The 23,112-nt window shown below is 63.3% G+C and carries 24 protein-coding genes and 1 pseudogene; 4 read left to right on the forward strand and 21 right to left on the reverse strand.

The annotated features are described in order from the left end of the window. Positions 1-37: 37 nt before the first annotated feature. The 19 genes and pseudogenes from M727_RS0126835 to M727_RS43250 all read right to left on the reverse strand — a co-directional run bounded on the left by M727_RS0126835 (position 38) and on the right by M727_RS43250 (position 17,971). Complete coding sequence (locus tag M727_RS0126835; protein WP_027155219.1) at positions 38-436, reverse strand: DUF3085 domain-containing protein; 399 nt, start codon at positions 434-436, stop codon at positions 38-40. 10 nt (positions 437-446) lie between these two features. Beyond that, positions 447-1,049 carry a DUF1419 domain-containing protein gene (locus tag M727_RS0126840; protein WP_027155220.1) on the reverse strand — a complete coding sequence of 201 codons (603 nt, stop codon included), beginning with the start codon at positions 1,047-1,049 and terminating at the stop codon, positions 447-449. Positions 1,050-1,192: 143 nt separating this feature from the next. Continuing rightward, positions 1,193-2,155, reverse strand: a complete 963-nt coding sequence (locus M727_RS0126845; protein ID WP_027155221.1) for a DUF3991 and toprim domain-containing protein — start codon at positions 2,153-2,155, stop codon at positions 1,193-1,195. A 295-nt stretch (positions 2,156-2,450) separates the two neighbouring features. Continuing rightward, positions 2,451-2,633, reverse strand: coding sequence for a hypothetical protein (locus M727_RS0126850; RefSeq protein WP_027155222.1), 183 nt, complete (start codon positions 2,631-2,633; stop codon positions 2,451-2,453). 411 nt (positions 2,634-3,044) lie between these two features. Beyond that, positions 3,045-3,206 carry a hypothetical protein gene (locus tag M727_RS41790; RefSeq protein WP_156941642.1) on the reverse strand — a complete coding sequence of 54 codons (162 nt, stop codon included), beginning with the start codon at positions 3,204-3,206 and terminating at the stop codon, positions 3,045-3,047. A 302-nt stretch (positions 3,207-3,508) separates the two neighbouring features. Then, positions 3,509-3,799 carry a DUF982 domain-containing protein gene (locus M727_RS0126855; RefSeq protein ID WP_027155223.1) on the reverse strand — a complete coding sequence of 97 codons (291 nt, stop codon included), beginning with the start codon at positions 3,797-3,799 and terminating at the stop codon, positions 3,509-3,511. 574 nt (positions 3,800-4,373) lie between these two features. After that, positions 4,374-4,751, reverse strand: a pseudogene (locus M727_RS41800) (ATP-binding cassette domain-containing protein); the annotation flags it as partial. A gap of 88 nt (positions 4,752-4,839) precedes the next feature. Beyond that, the gene (gene msuE, locus M727_RS0126870) at positions 4,840-5,400 is read right to left on the reverse strand and encodes an FMN reductase (RefSeq protein WP_027155224.1); all 561 of its coding nucleotides are present in this window, start codon (positions 5,398-5,400) and stop codon (positions 4,840-4,842) included. 100 nt (positions 5,401-5,500) lie between these two features. Beyond that, positions 5,501-6,748: an SfnB family sulfur acquisition oxidoreductase gene (locus M727_RS0126875; protein WP_027155225.1), complete on the reverse strand. Its 1,248-nt coding sequence runs from the start codon at positions 6,746-6,748 to the stop codon at positions 5,501-5,503. 23 nt (positions 6,749-6,771) lie between these two features. Then, complete coding sequence (locus M727_RS0126880) at positions 6,772-7,563, reverse strand: ABC transporter ATP-binding protein (protein WP_027155226.1); 792 nt, start codon at positions 7,561-7,563, stop codon at positions 6,772-6,774. Positions 7,564-7,636: 73 nt separating this feature from the next. Continuing rightward, entirely contained in the window at positions 7,637-8,974 is a 1,338-nt protein-coding gene (locus tag M727_RS0126885; protein WP_027155227.1) for an ABC transporter substrate-binding protein, read from the reverse strand. 91 nt (positions 8,975-9,065) lie between these two features. Then, positions 9,066-10,106, reverse strand: coding sequence for a branched-chain amino acid ABC transporter permease (locus M727_RS0126890; RefSeq protein ID WP_027155228.1), 1,041 nt, complete (start codon positions 10,104-10,106; stop codon positions 9,066-9,068). 3 nt (positions 10,107-10,109) lie between these two features. Then, positions 10,110-11,006: a branched-chain amino acid ABC transporter permease gene (locus M727_RS0126895; protein ID WP_027155229.1), complete on the reverse strand. Its 897-nt coding sequence runs from the start codon at positions 11,004-11,006 to the stop codon at positions 10,110-10,112. After that, positions 11,006-11,941: an ABC transporter ATP-binding protein gene (locus M727_RS0126900; RefSeq protein ID WP_027155230.1), complete on the reverse strand. Its 936-nt coding sequence runs from the start codon at positions 11,939-11,941 to the stop codon at positions 11,006-11,008. Before M727_RS0126900 ends, M727_RS0126895 begins: the two co-directional genes overlap by 1 nt. A 114-nt stretch (positions 11,942-12,055) precedes the next feature. Next, positions 12,056-13,159 (reverse strand): dimethylsulfone monooxygenase SfnG, encoded by a 1,104-nt coding sequence (gene sfnG, locus M727_RS0126905; protein ID WP_027155231.1) that lies wholly within the window; start codon positions 13,157-13,159, stop codon positions 12,056-12,058. Positions 13,160-13,319: 160 nt separating this feature from the next. Continuing rightward, positions 13,320-14,738 carry an FAD/NAD(P)-binding protein gene (locus M727_RS0126910; RefSeq protein WP_027155232.1) on the reverse strand — a complete coding sequence of 473 codons (1,419 nt, stop codon included), beginning with the start codon at positions 14,736-14,738 and terminating at the stop codon, positions 13,320-13,322. Next, complete coding sequence (ssuD, locus tag M727_RS0126915; RefSeq protein WP_027155233.1) at positions 14,735-15,907, reverse strand: FMNH2-dependent alkanesulfonate monooxygenase; 1,173 nt, start codon at positions 15,905-15,907, stop codon at positions 14,735-14,737. The genes M727_RS0126910 and ssuD overlap by 4 nt, the downstream gene beginning before the upstream one ends. Before the next feature lie 627 nt (positions 15,908-16,534). Then, positions 16,535-17,584, reverse strand: a complete 1,050-nt coding sequence (locus M727_RS0126925) for a class I SAM-dependent methyltransferase (protein ID WP_027155234.1) — start codon at positions 17,582-17,584, stop codon at positions 16,535-16,537. Between the two features lie 162 nt (positions 17,585-17,746). Then, positions 17,747-17,971 carry a hypothetical protein gene (locus M727_RS43250; protein WP_245269016.1) on the reverse strand — a complete coding sequence of 75 codons (225 nt, stop codon included), beginning with the start codon at positions 17,969-17,971 and terminating at the stop codon, positions 17,747-17,749. 1,403 nt (positions 17,972-19,374) lie between these two features. Between M727_RS43250 and M727_RS0126940 the strand changes: the two genes are divergently transcribed. Further along, complete coding sequence (locus M727_RS0126940; RefSeq protein ID WP_027155235.1) at positions 19,375-20,037, forward strand: hypothetical protein; 663 nt, start codon at positions 19,375-19,377, stop codon at positions 20,035-20,037. Further along, positions 20,034-20,333: a hypothetical protein gene (locus M727_RS0126945; protein WP_027155236.1), complete on the forward strand. Its 300-nt coding sequence runs from the start codon at positions 20,034-20,036 to the stop codon at positions 20,331-20,333. Before M727_RS0126940 ends, M727_RS0126945 begins: the two co-directional genes overlap by 4 nt. Here M727_RS0126945 and M727_RS41810 read toward each other — a convergent pair. Next, positions 20,302-20,415 carry a DUF1419 domain-containing protein gene (locus M727_RS41810; protein ID WP_245269017.1) on the reverse strand — a complete coding sequence of 38 codons (114 nt, stop codon included), beginning with the start codon at positions 20,413-20,415 and terminating at the stop codon, positions 20,302-20,304. The genes M727_RS0126945 and M727_RS41810 overlap by 32 nt on opposite strands. A 518-nt stretch (positions 20,416-20,933) precedes the next feature. Here M727_RS41810 and M727_RS43255 point away from each other — a divergent pair. Together M727_RS43255 and M727_RS37615 are read left to right on the forward strand one after the other, a co-directional pair. Continuing rightward, entirely contained in the window at positions 20,934-21,311 is a 378-nt protein-coding gene (locus M727_RS43255; RefSeq protein WP_027155237.1) for a hypothetical protein, read from the forward strand. Between the two features lie 498 nt (positions 21,312-21,809). Further along, positions 21,810-22,019, forward strand: coding sequence for a cold-shock protein (locus M727_RS37615; protein WP_036263604.1), 210 nt, complete (start codon positions 21,810-21,812; stop codon positions 22,017-22,019). A 485-nt stretch (positions 22,020-22,504) separates the two neighbouring features. Here M727_RS37615 and M727_RS37620 read toward each other — a convergent pair. Beyond that, positions 22,505-23,112, reverse strand: a 608-nt coding sequence (locus M727_RS37620) for a CBS domain-containing protein (protein ID WP_036263606.1), incomplete at its 5' end; no start/stop codon positions are given.

The following is a 23,112-nucleotide window of genomic DNA, read 5'->3' on the forward strand; positions in this document are numbered from 1 at the left end:
GGCTGGCCGGGCGAAGAGCGGCGCGGGTTTTTGAAGGTCAGCGAGTGATCAGCGAGAGCGCGATCTCGGTCTCGGTGAGCTCGATGTTGAGATGCGTTGCGCGGTGGTGGCGGTCAACGAGCGGAACCAGCCGTTCGGACTCGATGAACTCAATGCCGTCATCGGCGCCGAAATGCCGGCGCTTGTAGTCCCACCAGTCTGGATTGCCGTCTGGATGGCATTGCTCCGAATAGACGACGAGGGGACGGGCACCCTCGGCGAGCTTGCCGTTGGAGCATAGATAGACGCCCTGGTCGCCAACGAGCCAGACACCGGGCTTCTCGCCTTCGCCGGGCCTTGCGCCGAAATACGGATTGCGGAAGCCGCCATTGGCGGCGGCGTCGGCAATACCGTGATCGATCACCTTGCGGACCGCCACAATTGGAAATGTGAACATCACCCGCACCTCACGCGGCCACGTTGGTGGGGAGATGCCTGAGGTGCACGGGCAGCTTGGCGGCGATCTCCTCGTTGGTCAGATCATCGAGCAGCTTAAGCACGGTGCGCCCGCGGTCATAGACCAGCACGGTGCGCTTCCCCCGATGCTCGGGCAGCCAGAGCTCGCCGGCATAGCCGCGATAGTCATCATGCGTGCTCGACCAGATATGCTCGAGGCGCTCTTCATGCGTGATCGCCTTCACCGGCCAGGACTCCCGTTCCACCATCGCGGCCCGCATGCGCTCGGGCGAGCCCCGGTCGGAAAGATCGCAATAGCCGTGGAAATAGCGGATGCAGCCGTCAATGCTGAGCCGGAAGAACACGCTGGTTACGCTGCCGGTGAGGAATTCGCTGAGCGCGAACATCTCCGCGCGCATCCAGAGCGGCGGCAAGATGCCGAGCATGTAGTCGTGCCCGGGCTGGGCGATCTCGAACCATTCGCCGGCCAACAGCGCGCTGTCATCGTTCTGCCAGCGATCGGGGCGCTGCGCATGGCGGTCGAACAGACGAAACATCTGCCCGCGGTCGGCCATGCCCTGGTAGATCTTGCGGATTGGAGAGGTGGGGTTCATGAGGGGGGCTCCTTCTCAGCGTTGTCGGGCCGGAGCGCGGCTCATCCTCCTGGATCGCCATCGTCTTCAGCCCTTCCTGACCCCTCCCCGCGGCCGCCTCTCCGTCCGGTCGGGTCAAGGGCCGGCGTCAGCCGGGCGAAGCTTCACCCTTGACGCGGCCGGCGGGCATGCGGCAGCCGGTCTTTTCTCTCCCTCCTTTTCTCCTTCGCCGATTCCTTCATCGCACGCAGATCCTCGTTCCAGTCGTCGGCCGCAGGGCGCAGCCGCTCGAAACCGCACCCCGCCGCCGCCGCGACCGCCTCGAGCCGGCAGGCATAGATGTCGCCCTGGATATTGTTGTCGGTGGCGGCGACAAGAAGCGCGCCCTTGCGCGCCGCAAGCCTGCGGATCGCCGCCACGGTCGCCGGCGCCCAGCCGCCGCCGGTGCTCAGATAGACGCTGCCGGGCCGCGCCTTCTCGAACCCGGCGAGGCTCATGGCATCGATGGCCGCTTCAGTGACGCAGAAACGGATCGCGTCCACAGGGCCAAAACGGAACAGGACCTTGGCGCCTCCGGTCGCAAACCCACGCCATTCAGGACCGCGCTCCTCCCAGCCGGTGACCGCGCCGGTCTCATCGGTGTGCGCGGCCCACATGCTGCCGCGCGGACCCTCGCGGAGCCGGTCCTGGCGGATTGCCGCGCGGATGATCGTCTCGGGAAGACGGCGCTCGTCGCGGAGATAGCGCCACGTCATGGAGCCGGGCCACGGCCCGCGGCGGCTTTGCCAGCGCGCCGAAATGGAAAGGTCCGGCCGTTGCTTGCGAGGAACGCGCGTCCAGCCGGGGTCGCTGGCGACGAACCCGATCAGATCCGCCACATGGTCGAGCGCTTCCACAAAGCGGACGCCCTTGAGGTGCTCGACCAGGCGGAAGACGTCTCCCTTGGCCTCCGACAGCGGATCGAACCAGCCCTTGCCGTCATGGATGACGATGATGATTTCGTCGCCGCGCCGGAATTTTACGGCGCGTTTGGTGCTCTCCTTCGCATCGACCGCGAAGCCCGCCTGCTCCAGCACCGCGGCACACAGCACGCCGCTCCTGAGTTCCTCGACATTACTCTTCTCCATTGCACTCCCGGCGCCCATCAGGTTCCGGCCTTTCCTGTTCGGTTTCCTTTCCCTCGAATCCCGCGGGACCAGACCCCACCGCCGCGAAGAGCGAAGGGGGCAAGGGCGCGGCTGGCAACTAGGGAATTCCGCGTGGTCGATGTGATTCCCGGGCCGCGGCGCAGCCTCCCTTGCCGCCGCTCGCTTCAAGCGGCACCATCACGGCGCATCGGCACGGCAATCGGCAGGCGGCAGGATCGCAGTCGGCGTAACCCGGCCTTTTCTGACGGGGCGGACCACCGAGTCCGAAGCCGGCTCAATGAGCCGACCCTATCTGGAAAGGGTCATATTCCTGAAGAATCTCGACGTCCGCATCGCCCAGTTCGTCGCTCGGTAAGACGCCGATCAGCCCGTCGACCTCGAACAGGGTGACTGGAACCATCAGGGTGCGAGCGAGGTCCAGGGCGTGGTGTTGAGCCAGGGCAAGATCGTGCGACATTTGAAGGCCTTCCATCTTTGAGCGAGGCCAACCCCCGCTCGATGGCTCCCGTCAGTGTCGTGGTCCGGTCGCGATCACCGCGCAGGCTTTAGCCAAGCGGCCGCACGCTCGCGTAGCGGACCCCTTGAGGGTTGATCGTGGAAGATCCGGAACAGGACCAGGAAAGCCGTCACAAAAGAGCAGGGTTGGGCTTGTTCACGTTGGTCAGCCGATTTTCCACGCGCCCGTTCCCGTCCCGGTACCAGGGTCGGCCGAGGAAATCCCGCAAGGCATTGGGAGCCGATCACCGGTCGTAAACGAAAGGCTGAACCGATCGGGGATGCCTATGGGCCTTTAATCGTGCGAACCGGGCGCCCCAGCAAGGCGGCGCCATTGTCGCTGCAGCGTTCCGCTTGGCCGCCCTGCTGTCACCTATACTGGAATCAAAACCGAGGCGAAGCGGATCACCGCGGGAAGTGGCCGATTGTCCGGCTGTTCTTTCGGCTTTGCACTGTTGGCGGCCCAAAAAGCTTTAACAATAATGCAGATCGATAAAAGGAAGCCGAATGCGATCAGGATACCAGAAATCGTCATCGCTTTCTCCCGTCATACTTTCTGGAAGAATATAGGCGTCTTCGCCCAGCGCAAATGTACTAGGCGCTTTCGCATTTTGAACTGATATACCACTCGCGGTCACGCCTGTTTCATCAGCCGGAGCCGCCGTGGCGCCCCCTCAGCAGCGGGACCGCCGCCGCCGGCAATCGATTCAATCCGTAGGAGCGCCTTGCCCCGTTCCTCGCTGAAGCTGCTGCCTGCAACGGATAAAAACGGCTCTTCTTCCGGGCCTCATGATGCCACGCTCAGCCCACGGTAATCTGACACAGCTAGAGAAATTTCTAAGCGCGCGCCTTTTTGCAGGCTGCGATCCACTTCATGGCGGACATCGGATCTTCCAAAATCTCGCAGCGCTTGGCAAAGTCGAGAAACGCGTGGCGTGCCGCGCTCAACGGTTTCTGCCCATCGCATGCATCAAGGCACGCCCGGAGCGCGGCCAGGTGAGTCAGGTCTTGCTGATCTTCGGGCCAGTCATTGAGGAAGTCGATAGCGTCCGCAAGATTGGCAATCTCTTGAACGATGTACACGGAACGCCTCACGAAAACGGGGCTGCTGAAATCCTCCGCGTTCATCCGTCTCTCCTACTCGTTTTGCGCAGAACCGTCCGCATTGCCCGCCGACCGTCGCACAATGTGTTGTCGCGGCCATGGGTGTTCAAGGGGGCGCGGAAGAATGGGAAGCCACCATCGACATCCGGAAGCTCGTCCGGATCGCATCTGCCTGCTCGATGATGATGTCGTCGGATATCCGCAAGTCGGATGGCCTTGGCGAAGTGATACGGTGCAGGACGTGTCGGCGCTGCTTACTGCCCGGACTGAGTGCGCCCCGTTCGGATTCCTAGTGGCAACTACCCTTAGCAGCAGGTCTGGGCCGGCGAACCTCGCAATGGCCAGTGCGCGCGATCATGTTTGGCCCGCCGTGCCATCCCGCTTACCGATTGCTTGTCACTGCCATACCGGCCAGACCCGCTCGCGATGGCGCTTGGAAGAATCCTTGACGAAGTCGGCCGCCAAGCGGTGGGCAAACGCAATCGCCTCGGCGTCGTCTTTCACAATATGAGCGGGTTCGGTGGGGCGGGGAACCGGCGGCGACGGCCTTGTCGATCTTGACGTTGGAGGCGGTCATTTCATGGCTCCTTCGGAGTTGTTAGGCGACGGCATGCAGGTGAGGAGGCTGGGTGGCGGGCGAAGCCGGCTGCCCAACAAAGAAAGCGCGGACGTCCTCGCGCTGGCGAAGCTCCGCAGCCGTCCGGACAGGACGGCCGTTCTCAAGCACGGTGGCGTGGTCGGCATATTTCAGCGCGACGGCCGCGATGAGGATCGACAGGCCCGTCTCCCGATTGAGCTTCTTCAGCGCCAGGAAGACGTCCTGGACGACCAGCAGAGCGAACCTCATCGAAGGTTCGTCGAGGACGAGCAGGCGTGGACGCGACATCAACGCCCGGCCAATCGCTGTCATCTGCTGCTCGCCGCCCGATGTGAGGCCGGCAAGCGTGCTGGGTTTTTCGGCAAGCCGCGGAAAGAAACATCAACGTTGGCGGGGAGCTTTCAACACCACGTGTGAATCGTGAGTGATTGCTTGTGAGGGCACCGAATGGCCGCGGGCCGCGAGATCACTCGGCGGCCAAGCGAATACCTCGTTTACCCGAGAGCAGAAGTCCAGCTTCGCTAACAGCCTGCGCCGCCCGTTTCAGGATCGGTTCAGACCGAAGCACGCCTTCGCTGAAGTCCTTGTCGGTGGCGTAAATCGCAGTGGGAAGCGTGAAGGCTTCGAAGAAACCGAACAGTGGCCTGAGCTGGTGCTCGACGATCAAGGCATGGCGCTCGCCGCCTCCGGTCGCAGTCAGCAGCACAGGCTTGCCCTTGAGGGCCGTCGGATCGATCAGGTCGAAGAAATGCTTGAACAGTCCGGTGTAGCTGCCTTTGTAGGTCGGCGAACCGACAACGAGCACGTCCGCGGCGAGGACGTCCGAGAGAATCGCTTGCGCCCGCGCGTCGAGGTCGCGTGCCCATTTGGCGGCGCCGAGAGACGGGCCGACGTCATCGATGTCATAGGTTCGGGAGGACAGGCCATGGCGGTTGGCGATATCCTGCACGATTAGGTCGACGAAGGCGCGTGTCTTCGACGGGCGGGTGAGATTGCCGGAAAAGCCTACGATTGCTGGATTTGACATGGGGCGGGCTCCGGGGTGGCTCCAGGATTGAGAGACCGGCGGCCCGGTCGGGGCCGCGACTTGGCGAAGCGGTCGAGGCCGCCTCGACAGAACAACGCGATCAGCTCCAGGCGTGCAGCGGCGGCTTCTCGCCGTTGAGGAAGTACTTGCCGAGGATTGCGTATTTCCACCGCACCGGATCGTGCAGCGTATGGGTACGGGCATTGCGCCAGTGCCGGTCGAGATTGTGCTCGGCAAGCGTCGAACGTGTTCCGGCGAGTTCGAACAGCTTGTTGGTCGCCGCAATCGCGATCTCCGTCGACAGGATCTTCGCTTCCGCCGTGACGATCTGGGCGTGCGCCACCGTCTCGGCGGTCGGCTCGGTGACGGCCCGGTCGATTGCCAGGCCGGCCTTTTCCAGCAGCGCCTGCGCGGCGTGCAGCCGAAGCGTCAGGTCGCCGATGGCCTGGATCGTGTAAGGATCGTCCCAGGCATTGTCGACGCCGCTGTCGATCCAGGCGCGGCTCTTGGTCCGCACGAACTGAACCGTCTCGTCGATCGCCGCCTGCGCTATGCCGGTGTCGACCGCCACCTGGATAATCTGGAAGATGGCGCCGTCGGCGGTCGGCTTGTCGTAACCTTTGTAGCCAGGCACCAGATGCGTCTTCGGCACCTTGACGTTGTCGATGATGACCGTGCCCGACAGTGTCGTGCGCTGACCGAAGCTCGACCAGTCGTCGATGACCGTCAGGCCCGGCGCCGCGCGGTCGGCAATCGCGTACCAGGCGCGGCCCTCGTCATCGAGCGCCACGATCGGCACCAGATGGGCGAGCAGCGCGCCGGACGAATAGAATTTCTGGCCATTGACGATCACATGGTCGCCGGCGTCGGTGAACTTCGTTTCGAAATCGGCCGCGCGCTTGGAGCCGAATTCGGAAAAGGCGTTGCCGAAGCGCGTGCCTTTCAGCACTTCGGCGAAGAGCAGTGCCTGCTGGTCCTTGTCGGAGACGGTGCGGATGGCCGCGACGACGCCGAGATGGTTCTGCGCGATCTGGCCGATCGAGGAATCGGCCGCCGCGATGATCTCGATCACCTTGGCGAGCGTTGCATAGGACACTTCCGGCCCGCCGAACGCCTTGGGCATGTTGATCGACCACAAGCCGCTCTGCGAGAATTGATCGAGCTCGGCCACGGGCCAGACCCGATCGCGGTCGCGCCGGGAGGAGTCCTTGACGAATTCGGCGGCCAACCTTTGGGCGACCGCGATGGCCTCGGCGTCGTCCTTGATGATGTGCGCCGGCTCGGCGGGCCGCACGACCGGCGGCACGGCGGCGGCGGCCTTGTCGGTCTTGACGTTGGATACAGTCATTTCACTCTCCTTCGGATTTCGGTTCAGGCGACGGCATGAAGATGGACGGGCGGCGCGGCGGGCGAAGCCTGCTGTCCGAGATAGAAGGCGCGCACGTCCTCACGCCGGCGCAGTTCCGCCGCCGGCCCAGAGAGGACGGAGACCCCGTTCTCGAGCACGGTGGCGTGGTCGGCATATTTCAGCGCCACGGCCGCGTTCTGCTCGGCGACCAGGATCGACAGGCTTGTCTCCTGGTTGAGCTTCTTTAGCGCCAGGAAGATGTCCTGGACGACCAGCGGGGCAAGCCCCATCGACGGCTCGTCGAGCACCAGCAGGCGGGGACGCGACATCAGCGCCCGGCCGATCGCGGTCATCTGCTGCTCGCCGCCCGAGGTCAGGCCGGCAAGCGTGCGGCGCTTTTCGGCCAGCCGCGGGAAGAAATCGTAGATCCGCTGAAGATCCCGGTTGATCTCGGCACGGCGACCGCTGCGGCCGATGCCGCCCGAAACCAGGTTCTCCTCGACGGTGAGGCTCTTGAAGCAATGGCGGCCCTCCAGCACCTGGACCAGACCGGCGCGCACGAGATCGCCCGGCTTGCGGCGCGAAACATCCGAGCCATCGAAGCGGATGGTGCCGGCATTGATCTGGCCGCGTTCGGCCGGCAGCAGGTTGGAGACCGCTTTCAGCGTGGTGGTCTTGCCCGCGCCATTGGCGCCGAGCAGCGCCAGGATTTCGCCGCGCCGGATCTCGAAGCTGACGCCATGCAACGCCGTGATGGCGTGGTTGTAGGTGGCGTGAATCGCGTCGACGGCAAGGATGATTTCGGTGTCTGGCATGACTGTTTTCCGTATTTCTCGGAACTGAACAAGCCGGGCGCTGCGGAGGCTTCCGCGACGCCCGGCCTTGCGATCAATTGGTGGTCACGGCGTTGGCATCATCGGCGGTGCGCAGCTTGATGCCCTTCTCCTTGGCATAGGCTTCGGCTGATTTCTCGATGATCGGCCGCAGCAGCGCCCAGTCCGGCGCGATCCAGTCGGAGACGACGTTCCACTTCTTGCCGTCCCACTGCTGGAAGGTCACGTAGCCTTCGCCCTCGTGGTTGTCCCAGCTGACATTGATGGAATGGAACAGGTCCTTGGCGCCGAGCGCTTCGACCTTGGCCGGGTCGAGCTTGAGATGCTCGAAGCCCCAGCGGACCTCGTCGCCGGTCAGCGTGCGGTGGCCGAACTTCTCCTGCGCGATGCGGATGGCCTCGACGTTGAGGATGCCGTTGACGATACCGAGGTTATGGTAGACCGAGCCGATGCGCGACTTGTCCTCGAGATTGCCCTTGCCGGCGTCATAGACTGTCTTCACGATCTCCTGCACCACCGGATAGGAGTTGCCCGAAGCCTGGGTGGTGATGGCGGTGTAGCCCTTGGCCGCATCGCCTGCGGGAATGACGTCCTCTTCCGAATTCGACCAGACATTGCCGATGATGTGTTCGACGGGATAGCCAACCTTCACCGCCGTTTTCAGCGCCACCGGGTTCATCACGCCCCAGCCGCGCAGCACGACGAAGTCCGGTTTGGCGCGGCGGATCGTCAGCCACTGCGACTGCTGCTCGTTGCCAGGATGCGGCACCTCGATCTGCTGCACGGTGAAGCCGTATTTCTGCGCCAGCAGTTCATAGATCGGGATCGTCTCCTTGCCGTAGGGCGAGCCGTGATAGAGCACGACGATCTTCTTGCCCTTCAGCTTGTCGATGCCGCCTTCCTTGGTCGCGATGTAGTTCACGATGCCGGAGGTCTCGCTGTAGGGATTGAGCAGCAGCGGGAAGACGTAAGGGAACACCCGCCCGTCGGTGGAATCGGTGCGGCCGTGGTTGACCGTGATCAGCGGCACCTTGTCGGAGGTGATGCGGTCGATCATGGCGTAGGCGATGCCGACCGAAAGCGGATTCCAGGCGGCGGCGCCCGCATGGCTCTTTTGCCGCTCGTAGCATTCGACACCGCGCTCGACCTCATATTGGGTCTCGCATTCGTCCGAGGTCAACTTGACGCCGTTGACGCCGCCGTCGCGGATGTTGGTGAGATTGAGATAGTCGATGAAGCCGCCGAAGAAGCCGGTGCCGCCGGCCGCATAAGGCCCGACGCGGTAGCTCTGCAGCGGGAAATACTGCTCGTCGGCGTGGGCGGCCGGCAAGGCCACCGACACGGCCAGCGCCGCCGACAGCGCGACCGCCTTGACTGTGCTGAGGAAGATCATGGTTCGAGGTACTCCAGTATGGGCTTGGATTTTGCCCTGGTTCATTTTCCGATGCTTTGATGGGTTGGGAGCGTATTGCCCCGAAACCGGCTCAGCTCGATTGCCAGGCGAGCGAGAGCCGTCTTCGGATCCTGTCCCACAGGGCGACCAGCCCGTCCGGTTCCAGGATCAGAAAGAGGATGATGAGGGCGCCGAGCACGATGCGCTGGCTCATGTCGAGCACGCCGGAATCGAACACGTCGCCGAGCAGGAAATTGCCAAGGCGCGACAGCGCGAGCGGAAAGACGACGATGAGTGCAGCACCTAGGAAGGCACCACGGATCGAGGCGAGCCCGCCGATGATGATGATGAACAGGATCTGGAACGAGCGGTCGAGATCGAAGCCGGCCGGCTCGACGGTCCTGAGATAGGCGAATGCCCAGATGACGCCTGCGACGCCGATGATGAAGGACGAGATGGCGAAGGCGAGCAGCTTCGTCTTCAGCACCGGGATGCCGATGATTCGCGCGGCCGTCTCGTTGTCACGGATGGCGATGAAGTTGCGCCCGGTCTGCGACGAAACCAGCCGGTGGGCGAGAAAGGTCAGGATGACTACGACGGTGAGCGCGAAGAGATAGCGCCCCACCCCCCCGTCGAACTCGAAGCCGGCGATGAAGAGCTTCGGCGCGTCGATGACGCCCGATGCCGAGTCGTTGGAGAACCAGCTGAACTTGGTCAGCGCCCATTGCACGAAGAACTGCGCGGCAAGCGTGGAGACCGCGAGATAGAAACCCTTCAGCCGCAGGCTCGGCAGGCCGAAGATGAGGCCGATCCCAGCCGCGACCAGGCCGGCAAGCACGATGCTGCCGACCAGCGGCAGGCCTTCGACGCGCAGGTTGAAATTGTAGGCGGCAAAGGCGCCTGCCGCCATGAAGGCGGCGCTGCCCAGCGAAACCTGGCCGGCATAGCCGGTCAGGATGTTGAGGCCGACGCCGGCAAGGCTGAGCGCCAGGAACGGCAGCAGGATGGCCTCGAACAGGTAGCTCGATCCGATCACCGGCACGACGCCATAGGCGAAGGCAAGCAGCAGGACGGGCACCACCCATTTCGGCAGCACTGGCGCGGCGGAGAAATCGCTTGTAATCGCGACCATGGTTCAGACCCTCTCCACGAGCTTCTGGCCGAACAGGCCGGAGGGGCGGATCAAGAGGAAAACGAGCGCGACGACGTAGGCGAACCAGCTCTCGATGCCGCCACCGAAATAGTCGCCGATATAGACCTCGGCCAACTTCTCGCTGGCGCCGATCAAAAGCCCGCCGACAATTGCGCCGAGGATAGAATCGAAGCCGCCGAGCACCAGCACCGGCAGCGCCTTGAGCACCACCAGGGACAGCGAAAACTGGACGCCAAGGCGGGCACCCCACAACAGCCCCGCCACCAGGGCGACGAGACCTGCGGCCGCCCAGACGGTCGCCCAGATCAGCGGCAGCCTGAGGCCGACCGCGAGCGCCGCGAACTGATCGTCGGCGACGGCGCGGAAACTGAGGCCGATGCGGGTGTAGCGGAAGAACATCGACAAAAGGAGAACCATGGCGGCGGCAACCGCCGCTGCAAAAATGTCGAACTGGCTGATTAGCACGCCACCGACTTCGAGCGGCACATCCTCGATGCCGAGATCGAGGCCGTGGACCTGCGTGCCCCAGATCAGCTGCGCGGCACCCTCGATGATGTAGGACAGGCCAAGCGTCGCCATGAACAGCGTGATCGGCGGCTTGTTGGTCAGCGGCCGCAGCACCGTGCGCTCGATAGCGACGCCGATCGCCACCATGATGGCGAAGGTGATCACCAGGGCCAGCGCGAACGGAACGCCGCGCTCGATGAGACTGACGAAGGTGAGTGCCGCGAACAGGAGCAGCGCGCCTTGCGCGAAATTGAGCACGCCCGAGGTCTTGTAGATCAGCACGAAGCCGATCGCGACCAGCGAATACATGACACCGGAGAGCAGTCCGCCGACGAGCACCTCGATGAAGAACTGGTAGTCAAAATCGGTGATCATATACCCGCCCCGTCCTCATTGTCGGAGGCGACGCCGAGATAGGCATCGATGACGCGCTGGTCGTTGCGGACCTCGTCGGGCGTGGCGTCGGCGATCTTGCGGCCATAATCGAGGACGGCGATGCGGTCGGACAGGCCCATGACGACGCCGACATCATGCTCGATCAGGACGACTGTAGTGGCAAAGCGGTCGCGCGCGGCGCGCACGAAATCAGCCATCTCGCTTTTCTCACCTGATGTCATGCCGGCCATCGGTTCGTCGAGCAGCAGCAGGCGCGGTTGCGCCACCAGCGCCCGGGCGAGTTCGACCCGTTTCTGAAGCCCGTAGGGCAACGTGCCGGCAAGACGATCGCGAACGGCGGTGAGGTCGAGAAATTCCAGGATCTGGTCGGCGCGGCTCAGGGATTGGCGCTGCTCTGCGCGCGAGCGGCCGATGCCAAGCACCTGGCCGGCAAAGTTGGAGCGGACCCTGTAGGCGAGGCCGGACGCGACATTGTCGATGACGCTGAGGCCCTTGAACAGAGCAAGATTCTGGAATGTCCTGGCGACGCCAAGATGCGCCAGCCGCTGCGTCGGCACCTGGGCATAGCTGACGCCGTCGAGCAGGACAAGACCGCGGTCGGCCCGATAAACGCCGCTTATGACGTTGATCAACGAGCTCTTGCCGGCGCCGTTCGGCCCGATGATCGCACGTATCTCGCCGGGTAAGACCGACAGATCGACATCTGCCAGCGCGACGACGCCGCCAAACGATAGGCCGATGGCTTTGAGCGAAAGAAGCGGTACGGCTGCCGCCGCGACCCGGCCTCTCCGCGTATCAGGATCTTCGGACGACTGCTCCGACCGCAGGCTTGCCAGCAAGCCCCGTGCAAAGACTTCTGGCGCGTAAACAGAGGCCTCCATGGCTCCCAAGGCAGAACTGGCCAACGGCATTCCGGGCGTCCTCGATGGTTCGTTGGCGCGCAAAGTCCCGTTGCCGCCCGTAGGCTCTAGCGCGCAGGGCAATCGCGATTTCGCGGGCCGGTCTTTCCGGCCAGTGACGATTGATTATTCGGCGGCGAGAACCGTTTCGGTCTGCGCGGCTTCCAACTCGCGAACGAGCGGGATGACATGCTTGCCGAAATACTCGACCTCTTCCTGGAAGTGCAGGAAGCCGAGCAGGATCAGATCGGCACCGGCGCGCTTCAGGTTGACGATGCGCTCGGCGACCTGCAGCGGCGTACCGATCAGGTTTGAGCGGAAGCCGTCGTTGTATTGCACCAGATCGTCAAAGGACGACTTCGCCCAGTTGCCTTCGCCTTCCGGCGAGGCCTTGCCGGCGTTCTTGACCTCGTGGCCGAAGGCGTTGACTGCCTCCGGATTGGCCTTGGCGATGATCTCGGCAAGGACGGCCTTTGCTTCTTCCTCGGTTTCGCGCACGATGGCGAAGGCATTGACGCCGACTTTGACCGAATGGTTGTTGGCTCTGGCCTTGGCCTGGATGTCATCGACCTGCCTGGCGATTTCGGCCGGCGTGTTGCCGTTGGTGAAGTACCAGTCCGAAACACGCGAAGCCATGTCGCGTGCGGCGCGGGACGAGCCCCCTTGGAAGATCTCGGGCAGCGGCTTGAGTGGCTTCGGCTTCAGCGAATACTGGTTGAAGCGGTAGAAATCGCCGCGGAACGTGAAGCTGTCTTCGGTCCAGATTCCGCGTAGCGCGCGAATGAATTCTTCCGACCGGCGATAACGCTCGTCATGGTCGAGCCAGTGCTCGCCGATGGCGTGGAACTCGCCGCGGAACCAGCCGGAAACGAGGTTGATCGCGACTCGGCCGTTGGTGAGGTAGCTAATGGTGGCAATCTGCTTGGCGGCGAGCGCCGGGTTCCATGGCCCGGGCAGGATCGCCGCGATGACCTTGAGGGTCGTGGTGGCGGCAAGCAGGTCGTGGCTGAACGACACCGACTCGTGCTGCTCGTCGGCACCGTAGCCGGCGGTGAAGCGGATCTGGCTCAGCGCGTAGTCGAAGCCGGCCTTTTCAGCGATCTGCGCCAGCTTGCGATTGTACTCCGCCGAATGATTGGTCCTCTGCTCGATATTCGAGATGACCAGCCCGCCCGAGACGTTCGGCACCCAATAGGCGAATTTGACTGCGTCGCGATCAATCTTTGGCATGGAAATCTCCCGGCTTGGCCTGTCCCAACGATCGATCCGGCCGTGGCCGGAATCTGTCGCTAATTATTAGTCTACTGATTACATATACAAAGTAGAATATTCCATTTTCGGAGCCCGGACGGAAATACCAATTTCGCGTGCCCGGATTCGTTGCGGATTTTCAGCGCGCGACTACGACCGCCGGCTGGGCGCCAAGCTGGCTCTCTATCTCCGAGGTGACTGCCTGAGCGTGGCGGGCGACCTCTGGCAGGCCCATGAGCTCCCCAAACGTGCCCCTCGCCAACGGGCCGGCAACGAACAGCCCGGGTACTGGCCCGCCATCCGGGCCGACGGCGCGGCTGTCCAGGCCAGTTGCTATTCCGAGCCCATGCGCATCGATCCGGATTAGGCCAGCATCGGCAAGCGAGCGCAGTGCCGGATTGGTCCGAAGCGCCTTGCCATGCGCCGGTCCCGTGGTGTTGATCACCGTATCGAAATGCAGCGTTTCGATCTGCTTCCGTCCGCGTCGCCGCAGGCGGACAGCCAGGCGATTTCCAGCGCGGCGCGAGTCCACCAGGCTTGCCGCAATGTTGTCGAACGTGCCTTCGGCGCGGCGCCGATCAAGCACAGCCTCGACCTGCGGCGCGATCCTGAAGCGATGCACGTCCCAGAAGACACGCAGCCGCCGCACCAGCCGTGTGCGCTCATTATGGGATAGCGCGGACCATAACACCGCTCCTTGCAGCCGCAGCTGGTCGAAGACCGACTGCCAGTTGACGCCCTCGGCGTCCGCCGCGGCCAGTGTCGAACGAACGCGCTCCAGCAGGCGAAGCGCGGTCGCGGCCGGCATAGAGACGAAATCGCCGAAGGGCGCGCCGCGCACCTCCGGGTGCCCACGCGAGCGAAGCCCATGACGCGACACCGCCAGGATGCGGCCGCGATGGCCACGGCGGTCGAGTTCGGCGACGGTGTCGGCCGATGTGAGCCCAGAGCCGACGATCAGCACCGATGCTTCTGGAGCAATGGGACCGAGCGCATCCGCGGCGCAGACATCGGCAACGAAGCCATGCGCTTCGGCGATCGGTGTGAGCGCGGATGGAACATCGGGCGACGGATGCGTCATAGCGAGAACGACCGCGTCGGCGGCGATCGGCTGACCGGACGTGGCCACGATCCAACCGTCGCCGTTGCGCCTCACCTCGTGAGCCTGGCCTCGGATATGACGGATCGCTCCACTTTCGAGATGCGGCCTCAGTTGTTCGGCGACGTAGCGGCCGAATACCCGCCGCCTCGGAAAAATATCGCCGTTGCGCCAAACGGCGTCCGGATCGCGCTCGATCTCTCCGCTGGCGGCCAGCCAGCGCGAAAAATGCTCGGGCTCGTCCGGTGCCAGGTTCATCCGGGCCGCTGGGACGTTGACGCGATGCGACGGCTCCTCGCTCGAGTAGGCCAGCCCGCCGCCCAGGAACGGACGCGGCTCGACGACGGTGATGGAGGGCCGCGCAGGCTGACGGGCAAGCTGCCAGGCCAAGGCGGCTCCGGTGAAGCCGCCGCCGAGAATGACGACGTGGCTGCGTGGCCGGGGCGGCAGCGCGTTCACGAAGCGCTGGCGAGCGATTTCGGCCGATGGTCGCCGGCGATGGTCTCGCCGAATGGTCCGGTATTGACGGACGAGCCTGCAACCTTGACCGGATGGTCGGTCGGCAGATGCGGCAGCACAAGCTCGCCGAAGCGGTAGGCCTCCTCGAGATGCGGATAGCCTGAGAGGATGAAGGTATCGATGCCGAGCCGCCGGTATTCGTCGATGCGTTCGGCAATCGTGGCCGGATCCCCGACCAGCGCGGTGCCGGCACCGCCGCGCACCAGGCCGACGCCGGCCCAGAGGTTCGGAGCAATCTCGAGTTTCGACCGGTCACCGCCATGCAGCGCGCTCATGCGCGCCTGGCCGACCGAGTCCATACGGGCAAATACCTTCTGCGCCGAGGCGATGGTCTTGTCGCCGAGCCGGCTGATCAGCCTGTCGGCGGCCGCCCAGGCCTCCTCTGTGGTTTCGCGGGCGATGACATGCAGGCGGATGCCGAAGGAGAGCTTGCGGCCGGCCTTCTCCGCGAGTTCGCGCACGCCGTCGAGCTTGCGCTCGACATCGGCCGGCGGCTCGCCCCAGGTCAGGTATTTGTCGATCTCCTGCGCCGCCACAGCCGACCCCGCGTCGGACGAGCCGCCGAAATAGAGTTGCGGATGAGGCGTCTGCACCGGCGGGAACAGCAGCCGGCCGTCCTCGATGCGGAAATGCCTGCCTTGATGCTCGACCGTCTCGCCGCCCAGCAGCCGCTTGTAGACCTGCAGGAACTCCTGCGTCACCTCGTAGCGCTCGGCATGCGAAAGGAAAATGCCATCGCCCTTATTTTCCAGCGGGTCGCCGCCGGTGACGACATTGATCAGCAGCCGACCGTTGGAGATACGGTCAAGCGTCGCCGTCATGCGCGCTGCGAGCGTCGGCGACTGCAGACCTGGCCGTACCGCAACCAGGAACCGCAACCGTTCGGTCAGCGGCGCCAGCGCCGACGCGATCACCCAGGAATCCTCGCACGACCTGCCGGTCGGCAAGAGCACGCCGTAGTAGCCGAGCATGTCGGCAGCCTGCGCCACCTGCGTCAAATAAGGCAGGTCGACCGCCCTGCCCCCTTCCGATGTGCCGAGATAGCGGCTGTCGCCATGGGTCGGCAGGAACCACAGCACCTTAATTTGGTCGGGAATATCGTGAGCCATGCCTGTTTGTCCCTGGGAAGGCCAGATTGCGTTCACGCGTGACGGCACGAACCATGCCACGAAACATTATTCTACTAACCCTGTAGAGATTGTTTTGTTTTAATTCGGGGCCTGGCTTTGGAAATTCGTGCTAAAAGGAAGCGGGCGCTTTCTAGGCTTGTTTGGCTCCTAACTTCGCTTTGCGGGATAAAGCATCTCTTGGTTTTCTCGCGGGTTTCAATCCGGCCAGAGTCCTTCGGCGACCCTGGCCAGTCTCACGTTCACTGGCATCGGAGAATCTTCCTTTTTCAAAGGTCATCCAAATGAATTTGGCGAAATCATCTGATTCGTTGGATGCAGGCCGCGCCTAGTCTGATTATAGAGAGTAGCGAGAGTACCAAAGCGCCCGATCAAGTTGTTCTGTCGGGGCACGCGGTTGGATTCCACGGCAAATGGGAGGACGGCAACTCGTTCCAGAGCCAGGCTGCTCCCCTGCGAGACCGGTAGCGCTCCAATGGTGCGAAGCGGACAGCCCATGCTCGCCCGTGCGCGATCGTGGCAGCGCGCTTCGCGCGCCGCCGACGGCGCGCTCACGGGCCCGAGCAACAAGGCTTCGCCAGCTGCAACACGGGCGCCGCCATTTGTCTGCTAGGTCGCTTCGAGCACCATGTTGAGCGGGGTCTGGGCCGCTCGCCGGACATGCTGGAAGCCGCCTGAGCGGATTACCTGGGCCAGCCGCTTTTCTCCGGCTTGTGCGCCAAGCGCGAGCCCGGCCTCCTGCGCTAGCGAGGTCGGCACGCAGATCATCGTCGAGGCTGAGTAGTACAATCGTCCGACCGGGTTGATGTTCTCTTCCAGTGTGTCCCCCGCGATGGGTTCGACCACCATCCAGGTTCCGTCGTCCTTTAGCGCCTTGCGGATATGCACCGCGGCGGCCTCCGGGTCCCCCATGTCGTGAAGGCAGTCGAAGCAGGTGATCAAGTCGAAATCCCGCCCCGCGAAGTCCTGCGCCCGACCGACCTCGAAAGTCACGTTCGTTACGTCGTGCGCCCGCGAATGCGCGGTTGCTGCAGCGATCGAAGCTGGGTGGAAGTCGAAGCCGGTAAAGCGGGACTTGGGGAACGCCTGCGCCATGAGGATCGTCGACAGCCCGTGTCCGCAGCCGACGTCGGCCACCTTTGCGCCCGCATTCAGTTTTTCCGTCACTCCTTCGAGCGCCGGCAGCCAATCCTGCACCAGCGCGTTGACATAGCCTGGCCGGAACAGCCGCGCCACGGCGCAGAACATACACCCAGCCTGGTCTCCCCAGGCAACGCCCTTGCCGGTCTTGAACGACACCTGAACCTTCTGTTGGTTCTCGACCATCGCTGCCGCTGTGTCGAAGGCGCCGATCAGATGAACTGGGCTGTCGGGCTCCGCAAAGATAAATGCCTGCTCGGGCGTCAGCGAGAACTGGCCACCATCATGATGTACGTAGCCGGAGGCCGCCTGAGCCGATAGCCATTCGCGCACGTAGCGCGGCGCGCATTCGGCGGCGGCGGCAAGCTCGTCGGGTGTCGCCGGCCCAATTTTCTTGAGGGTCTTGTACAGGCCCAGCGCGTCTCCAATCCGCACGAGCGGAACGCTGACTGCTCCTCCTACGTCGCTAAGGACGCGGTCCACGAGCTCATTGAGTGTTGCTTCGTCGAGTTGTGGCATGTCGGGATTCCTCCTACGGCGTCTTGCCGCGTCAGTGCAAGGGACCTCTGGGCCCGGTGAATGTGACAGAGGCGAACGCATCGAGCGAATGGGCGGAAACACTCGATGCGCTACAGGATCGATCCTCCGCTGGTCTTGATCCACGTGGCAGCAGTCCACCAGTCACACCCCTTTGACCCGGCTCTTCATCCCGTCGCTGCTCTGCCAAGCGACGCTGTCATCGACTTCCTCTTCGATCACCCCGGCCGCGTATAACTGATCGAGCAGGTCGGCGACTGCAAGGACGCTCGTCCCGTCTGTCGTGATTTGCGTAACCAGCTCCGCAGCTGTGCTGTTGCCGCATGCGATTAGATGGTCAGTGGATATCGGAGCGACGTCGTCGAGCATCCGGTGTGCCATGCTTCGCGAGCGGAGATCGAAGTACCCGTTCCCTGCGTTGTATTGCAGCTCTCTGCGGAAGCGGCGGATCGGCGGGTCGGAGGCTGGGCTCTCGAGCAAATGCTGATCTCCATCAGCTCTGCAGCGCCTCCTGGAACTCGGCAGGCATCCTGAAGAAACGTTGACCCACGATGCGGTACCCGAGATGCCACCGTTCGTCGCCCGGTACCGGCGTCACCAATTGTAAGCGTCCCTGGCGCATATTTACGAGGAAGCCTGAAAATATAGGCGATCGTCGTTTGATAGCCCTCCGGCAAGGCGATTGCATCATCTTTGGTGGCGACCCTAAGCTTCTCCTTCCGCGTACGCGCGCGCCCGGTCAAGGCCTTCGCGGTCGGCTCCCCCTTCATCGAAGTGCCGTGACGATTGAAAAGTCCGAGCACGCGCCTTGTGATAGCGCAACATCTCGCGCATAACTGGTCCCACATCATAGCCAGCGGCCACGGGGCAGACGCCGGCTTGTAGCGGTGTTGGAGGTAGTCACCGCGCCAGAGCGGCAGCATCTCCATTGGGTCAACTTCGATGCCGTTGCGTTTTGTTGCGCTAAACGGCCGTTCTCGCGGCATAGCTAATTTCCCACCTTGCTCAATGTTGCCAAGCACCCGTCACGCTCTGGTTATGATACCGTGAACAAGCAAGTGGCGTACCAACCTGAAATTACTGATTTTGCGCGTTGTCTGACCGTCGGCATTGACAATTTGCCGACCTTTTTGGTCCCGAACCGACAATCGACGCGCTCCAAAATGCGTCACAGCTCACGATCTAGCCCGTCCTAAGAGAAGGCGGCGTTTCTCTTTGCTCCTGCCTTGGAGAGCAAAGGGAACGACAAAATATTGTCAAACCAAACAAGGGCCGCGGATGCGGCCCTTGTTTGTTGGCGACTTTTCGTTTTTCCTCGTATGAGACTTATTCGGCCGCCTCGTCGCGCGGTTAGCAGGCTTCACAATCATGCGGGCCCTTAGGTTGTGAGCGCACTCGGGACAGGCTTTCTGTGGCGTCCCAGGGCGAGATGTCGACGAGCAGGCCGACGAACCAAATGCCTCTGCGCGGCAACTCGATGTAACAGGATCGTGACGCTTCGTTTAGTCGAACGTTAAGGGTCCTCGCCATAGGTTCCGCGACGGGTGGGCACGGGATCGGACAGGCGCGCGGCCGCACCGCGGTAGACCGTCAGATCTACGGGCTCGCCTAGAATGCCGGATGCTGCGGACGACCGGAGCTGCGCTCCTCAGATTGCTTGTTAACCGGCCGAGGCTCTTCGCCTTCGACCCGATTGGACCTGCGGACCGGCGAGATGCGAGGATGATTGCGGCTCTCAGAAACCTTTCCCTGCCAAGGCGAGGGCAAACTCGATGGTCGGGCTGGATCATACGGGCCTCGGCACGGTCGACCCTTCGGGGCAGAGCGTAGCGGCCCAAACGGAGTTCGACTACGTGAGGCTCATCCTGCGCCGCTGGCAATCCGCCTGCGGCGCAGGCACGCTGCCGCCCTATGAGGAGATCGCGTTGGGCAGCGTCGGCCGCTTCTCGGATCAGATCGCTGTCGTCAGTCGTTTGGGGGACGAGCCACCTTTCCTGTTGCGCTGCGGCCAGCGCTTCCGCGCGATCGTGGGCTTTGCGGAGTCCGCGCGCAGCCTCGAGGAACTGCCATATGCCTTCAATCTGGCGATCGGCTCCGCCATCGACGAGGCCTGCTCCGCAGGCGAGCCGCGGCTCACAGTTTGCCACTTGGTCGTCGACGGCAAGGTTTCCACGATCGAGATCATCGCGCTGCCGTTGTCGTGCCGCTGGCCGGGCGAATACTTCCTTCTATTCCTTCGCCCGCGCGCGAGCCAGGTCGACCTTGCCAGTCTGCTCATCAACTCCACTCAGGAAGCCATCATCGGGCTGAGCCCGATCGATCATGGGCATGGCGCAACGTCTGACTTCTACATATTGAGCATCAACGAGGCCGCGGCGGGCTTCCTCGGATCGAGCATCGACAGCCTCCAGTTCACCCGCTCTCGGACGCGTTGACCAAGGTCGGCATAAGCGAGATACCACAGGAGCTGCTGCACGCCGGTTCCGGGGGGCGCATATCGAGCTTCGAGCTCGCCTACCGGCTGGGACCGCACAGGGTCGCTTTGCAGGTCGGCGTCGACATCGCCGGCGGCGTGCTGGCGGTCACGCTGACCGACATTCGCGACCTGAAGGCGCGCGAGACCCTGTTCCGTTCTCTTTTCGACGATAATCCGGTACCGATGTTCGTGCGCAGCCAGTCGACCGGCATCTTTCTCAACGTCAACGAAGCGGCGTTGCGCCTCTACGACTAGGGTCGTGCTCGGGCCGGGCGATCTCGAACCATTCGCCGGCGAACAGCGCGCTGTCGTCGTTCTGCCAGCGATGGGGGTCCATACCCCTTCTCCATCCGGTGCCGCCAACTACTGCGCAGCGGCGATGAGTTCATAGGTCCTGCCGCGCAGGTCGGGCAAGAGCTGCACTGCAAAGCCAAGCCCGCGCTGCGGGTTGCGGCGGAGGCGGATCTGTTCAAGGTCCGCGTCTCTCAGAACGCAGCAGCAAGTTTGGTTCGCAGGTCGCAAACGCGAACTGTAATTTCGTGCTGCCGGCCTGCCGAAAAATGGTGAGCCTCGGCATGCCTCGATTGTCGCTGTTGCGGTAAAGACCGTTTTGGACAACACTCGCCCCCGGCAAATCAGGGCATGGCGCACGCACATCGCGACACCACGGGCTCTCATCTGCTGCGCGCTTCGCCCTGCGGGCAGCAGACAGCGAAGCCGCCGCGGCCGCGGAAATCTCGCGACGGCGGCTCGATTCCGGGGCCCGCCCGCCATTTTTGGGAGGTGATCGGTGCAGGTAGCTGTCGCGGATCATGGGATCTATCTCAAAGCGGGATCGTTGAGGGAAGTGGTGCGATGACGATACTGGACCGGCTGCGGGCCTGCTGGGGCTTCAGTCCGAATGTCGATCGAAATGTCGCCCTGGTGGACGGCTTTCTGAATGGCAAAACCATTGCCGAGTTGGCGCAGGAACATCGTCTTTCGAAAACAAGGGCGCGCCAGATCATCGAAAAGGCCGATCGGCTCGTGGGCGGGGGTATCGTGACCAAGGCCGAACTGTCTGAGGCCCAGCCACGATCCGATTTCATGGCGGCCTATCCGTTCGTGTGGAGCCTGGCTGAGACGCACCGGCTCGGGAGCGTCGCGCCACACCATTTTTTCAAGGAGCTGCAGCGCGCGGGTTCGCTGGAACAGCTTGTTGACCGCATTCAGCGTAATCCCAAGCGCCAATGATTCGTGAGCTCGTACGCCTGGTGTGCCTGAAGGAGATGGGCAAAAGCCCCTGGCCTGCGATGAAGCGATCGATCACAATCGCGGAACCAGGCTGCGCGGCTGATCATCCGGATCGCGGGCTTCATTGCCAACGCGCGCTGGAACCGGCTGTCCAGGAATTGGTGAGAGCGCCGCGACGGCCGGGTGGACCAATGACGAGATAGCGTATGCACTCCTCGAAATTGCGCGCGCATCTCACGGGTGACAACTGCCATGAGAGGCTACGGTGCATCCGGGCCGAGGGCGAACGGGAGAGCAGTCCGCCGGCCACTCGCTACGGTCATGCCTCGCCTGGTCGCCCGAAGAGCGCCACTCCAGAAGCAGCTCGGCCACGCCTCGGCCGAGATGGCATCGGCGAGAGGTTGAGGAAGACAACAGTCATTGACGTGTTCAGGGTCATGGCTAGATTGCCTCCGCGCGGGTGAGGATTGCCCGCCTTGTCAAGATAAGGAATGGCGCGTGGCTACAGGTACGGTGAAGTGGTTTAATGCAACAAAAGGCTTTGGGTTCATCCAACCGGACGCCGGCGGAGCGGACGTTTTCGTTCATATATCTGCCGTTGAACGTGCCGGGTTAAGGAGCCTCGCCGATGGCCAAAAGGTCAGCTATGAGGTCGAACAGGACCGGCGCACTGGCAAATCGTCTGCTGGCACTCTCCGGGCGATCTGAGTTGTTCAAGGCCGCACACAATTTGCAGGCGGCATTTGCATTATCAACCTCCGCGCCGGTAGGCGGCTGAGTATCCAGGCCGGCGCCAACCCCAGTTGCGATCCCGTTCTCGCAGCCAAGCCAAGGGCGGCAGTGCCACAGTGACCTGTGCCAGTTCCAAACTGGACTCAGGGCGCGCTACCCAAGAGGACGAACGGCAGCGTATCAAAAAGGTGTTGCGCCGACTGATTGCCGCCCCAAGCACGGCGAGGCAATCCGCGAGAACCTTCGCGCAGGCCCTCCGCCGTACTCATTTGGATGCAGGAGTTCCTGCGCGAACTCCTCAGTCCGGCACCTCGAGCCGCGGTCGCAATCGTGTCGGCGGCGGGAGCGCACGACTTGCGTTGCTGGCTTCTTCACCGCGGCCCTGCGACCAGACGGTCTTTCATGCATTGGATGCGTTTGTCAGCGAAAGGCTCCCGGAATGAGCAAATCAGAGCACTATTTTACGCCGCTGACAGCGTTGTGTCTGCCATGTGCACGCGCGCTGCCGCCGCCAGCAGGTCGGTTTGGGTGATCAGGCCAAGGATGCGGCGCTCGGCATCGACGATGACCACGGCATGGCTGCGGCCGTCGGTGAGCACGGGAAGCAGGCGCATCGCCGGCTTGTCGGGAGAGGCGGTGTCAGCCTTCGACATCATGCCCTTCACCGTATCGGTTGCCTTCGTCAGCTCGCGCAGGCCAACCGCACCCACCAGCCGGCCTTCGGCGTCGGTCACCGGCAAGGTGCGGATGTTGTGATCGAGCAGCTGCTTTCTGGCCTCATCGGCCGAGGCATTTTCGGAGGCCGAAACTACGTCGCGGGACATGATGTCCTGGCAAAGCAGCGTTCGCTGCGAGCGCGCCGCCGCCTGCAGCTCGACCTGGCGCAGTAGTCTTTCGAGGTCGTCGCGGCCGATATCGAAAGTCTCGTCCAACGCGGAAAGCGCAGCATCGACATCTTCGGGCCAGAATCCGACGCGCTCTACCGGGCGCCGGTCCGCGGTGCCGTGACTGTTTGCGGCGGCCACGTGGAAATGCGGATAGTTGCGCCGTGACAGAACGTGAAAAATAA

This window comes from Mesorhizobium sp. WSM2561 (assembly GCF_000513915.1).
Classification (GTDB): domain Bacteria; phylum Pseudomonadota; class Alphaproteobacteria; order Rhizobiales; family Rhizobiaceae; genus Mesorhizobium; species Mesorhizobium muleiense.